The 3,302-nt window shown below is 61.6% G+C and carries 3 pseudogenes and 1 other annotated feature; of the pseudogenes, 2 read left to right on the top strand and 1 reads right to left on the bottom strand.

The features are described from left to right. Positions 1-121: 121 nt before the first annotated feature. A pseudogene (locus tag IVB36_RS04950) lies at positions 122-685 on the top strand (ornithine cyclodeaminase family protein); the annotation flags it as partial. 22 nt (positions 686-707) lie between these two features. On the opposite strand, the pseudogene IVB36_RS04945 reads toward IVB36_RS04950, so the two are convergent. Next, positions 708-1,150, bottom strand: a pseudogene (locus IVB36_RS04945) (transposase); the annotation flags it as partial. Positions 1,151-2,270: 1,120 nt separating this feature from the next. Here IVB36_RS04945 and IVB36_RS04940 point away from each other — a divergent pair. Then, positions 2,271-3,203 (top strand): annotated as a pseudogene (locus tag IVB36_RS04940) (IS3 family transposase); the annotation flags it as partial. Continuing rightward, positions 2,555-2,671: a sequence feature (AL1L pseudoknot), on the top strand. Its footprint overlaps the pseudogene before it by 117 nt. Positions 3,204-3,302: the final 99 nt, after the last annotated feature.

Below are 3,302 nucleotides of genomic sequence, written 5' to 3'. Positions count from 1 at the left end.
AAACTCTTGCGCGCGACAATCATCGCGGCAATCATCACCTCGCCGCGACACCGACTCGCCATCCAGATTGTCGCGCGCTTCCCATCCAGATTGTCGCGCTATAATCTTACTGATTGCGCACGCCGCTGCAGGTGTGGTGGCAGCAAAACCATCTCGCCTGCAAGGACGTTTCGGTGGTCGCGATGCTAGGTGCTGGAGTCCAGGCGAGATTGCAATTGCAGGCATTGGCGCTTGTGCGACCGATTCGTGAGGCCCGCATCTGGGGGCGTGATGTCTCCAAAGCCGGCAAAGTCGCACAGGAGCTCTCCGATAAAGTTGGGCTTCCCGTGGTCGCGCATGCGGAACCGACAGAGGCAGTTAGGGGCTCGCATATCATTGTTACGGCAACGCCTGCCGATCAGCCGATCCTAAGTGCGGCTTGGCTTGAATCTGGACAACATGTCACCGCCATGGGATCTGACGCCGAACGCAAGAATGAAGATCAACCCTGCTGCGATCGCCCCGTGCCGTTCGCTACGTCGCCGACAGCCTGCATCAGACGCGGCAGTTTGGTGAACTCCACCATGCCATCGTTGCCGGCACCGTGGCGCCCGATAAGAACTTTCCAGAACTTGGCGAGATTATAGCCGGACTGAAGGCCGGCCGCACCAGCGAGATGCAAATCACCATCGCTGATTTACTGGGACCGGCATCCAGGACACCGGCAATAGAGCGAACGCCAGCCTCTTCAGGTTCACGGCCGCGGCGGTCAGGAACGCCTGGATGCGGATGTTCTGAAGACCGCGTCGGATTGCGCGCGCGAGCCCATGCGAGGTCTTTGCCTCGCCGTGGTATCCTTCGGAGCGCCAACGATCTCGCCGGTAGATTTGCCTGTCCTCGGCCGATCAGTTCTCCCGTCGGCGACGCGCTCGAAGGAGGGCAGGATGATGGTCGCTCACCACGACAGCCTTTGTTCCGCCGGCCGGCAGACAGGCGCAGGTTCGCCATCGAGCAACGGCTGCAGTCCTTGGCTTTCGAGTAGAAGAAGCGCCCGTGCTTGGTCAAACGCTGCGGCCGCAGGACCTTGCCTCTGGGGCACTTCAGGATCGTCGTTCTGGGCATCGTACCGAAAGCGACGGAGTGGGACGGGCGAGCGGATCGGCTCGGCTTGACCCACTACTGCGGGCGGACCAGGGACGGCCGGTTTATCGTCAAGCACAAGACGGAAGGGTTGCGGCAGGAGGCTTGGCTGCTCATGCACGCGCCACTGGCCAAGCAGCACGATTGGCTCGCCGCTGTGCTGCGTGGACACTACGGCTACTACGGCAGGCCGCACAATTATCCAGCGCTCAATGGCCTCTATCGCGAAGTGCGTCGGACCTGGATGCGCTGTCTGAGACGGCGCAGCCAGAAAACTCGGCGCATGGGCTGGTCGGAGGTTCGAGACCCTGACGACACGCTTCCGTCTGCCCGTTCCACGCATCACTCGCACTTGGGCACAGGGGCGGATATGACGCGGGTTACGCTCGGGAAGAGCCCGATGCGGGAAAGCCGCCCGCCCCGATCTGTGAGGGCGATGCCGAATGGCCTAGCTACTCGACCACGATCTGGTCACGCAGGGACTTGGGCAGTCCTCCGCGGCCATCTGGCTCTCGAGCCAGCCTATGTCGCAGCCGCTCGGCGCCTCGTCGAGCGCGGTGCTGTGGTAAGTTCAACCTGCGCGTTCTCCATAGGGCATCGAAGCTGTGGCTGGTCAGTTGATGTGCCCGTGACGATGTCAAGTCTGCCGCTATTGCCCGCATTGCGTCGCGGGTGCTCGTAGTAGATGCGAAAAGCTATTCATCCGCTGGGTTCAAGAATTTTCAGAGACCCTTCCTCTGGCTGATCATGAGGTCTTCCTTACATTCGACAATGGTCTGCGAGCGCCCAACACGCAAATCTGGCGGCACTAGCGAAGGAATGCCTGGGGACCACGTTCTTCCTAGTAGGCAGGTCCTCGCGGAATTACGCGGGCTCGTCCGGCGCATGCCCTCCCAGGGACGCACCGTTGCACACCATAGCTGGTTGCATCCGTTGATGTCGAATTTCCTTTTGTACCGACAAGGAAGATATGGATCGTGGCATTGCGGCCGATGAAATCGCCACTCAACGGTGTGTCGGCCGAAATTCCCTCGTCACCTTTCTTCCGCTTCCCATACTTCGACAGGATCGAGCCCCCAAGATCCTCGAGTCTCTGCAGTCTGAACCGCCCCGGGTTTGCCGGAGGCTCCAACTCCTGAGAGGATGGAGCCATGACAAGCAAGACCACGAACAAGTTTTCGCCTGAAGTCCGCGACCGTGCGGTTCGGATGGTTCTGGATCACGCCGGCGAGCACCCGTCGCGCTGGGCGGCAGTGACCTTGATTGCGGCCAAGATCGGCTGCACACCGCAGACGCTGCATGACTGGGTCAAGAAGGCCGAGGTCGATAGCGGGCAGCGGGCCGGCGTTCCGACCGAGATGGCCGAGAAGCTGAAGGCCCTGGAACGGGAGAACCGTGAGCTGCGGCAGGCCAACGAGATCCTGCGCAAGGCAAGCGCTTATTTTGCGATGGCGGAGCTCGACCGCCGGTCCAAGCCATGATCGCCTTCATCGACGATCATCGTGGGGCGCATGGGGTCGAGCTGATCTGCAAGGTGTTGCCGATCGCCCCCTCGACCTACCATGCCCATGGCCAAGCGGCGCGATCCCGCCAAGCTGTCGGCGCGAGCCACGCAGGACGCCGCGCTGAAGATCGAGGTTCGGCGCGTCTTCGATGAGAACTTCTCCGTCTACGGCGTGCGCAAGGTGTGGCGGCAGCTCAAGCGTGAAGGCTTCGATGTTGCCCGATGTACCGTGGCGCGACTGATGCTGGACATGGGTTTGCAAGGGGTCATCCGCGGCAAACCCGTCAAGACTACGATCAGCGACAAGGCTGCGCCATGCCCGCTGGATCACGTCAACCGCCAGTTCAAGGCACCAAGGCCGAACGTCCTCTGGCTCTCCGACTTCACCTATGTCGCGACCTGGACCGGCTTTGTCTACGTCGCCTTTGTGATCGACGCCTATGCCCGCAGGATCGTGGGCTGGCGGGCCTCGCGCACGGCGCATGCAGGCTTCGTTCTCGATGCGCTGGAACAGGCCCTACACGATCGCCGACCGGTCCACCGCGGCGGGCTCGTGCATCATAGCGATAGGGGTAGCCAAGGCGGGTTCAAACGGTCGTCGCAACACTCGCACATTGGAGGTTGCGATGAGTATTGGAGGACGGAGATCGGCACGATCTGGACGAGCGCCAATGCCATC

It is taken from the genome of Bradyrhizobium sp. 35 (assembly GCF_023073215.1).
GTDB lineage: Bacteria > Pseudomonadota > Alphaproteobacteria > Rhizobiales > Xanthobacteraceae > Bradyrhizobium > Bradyrhizobium canariense_D.
This window is presented reverse-complemented; position numbering and strand designations above follow the sequence as displayed.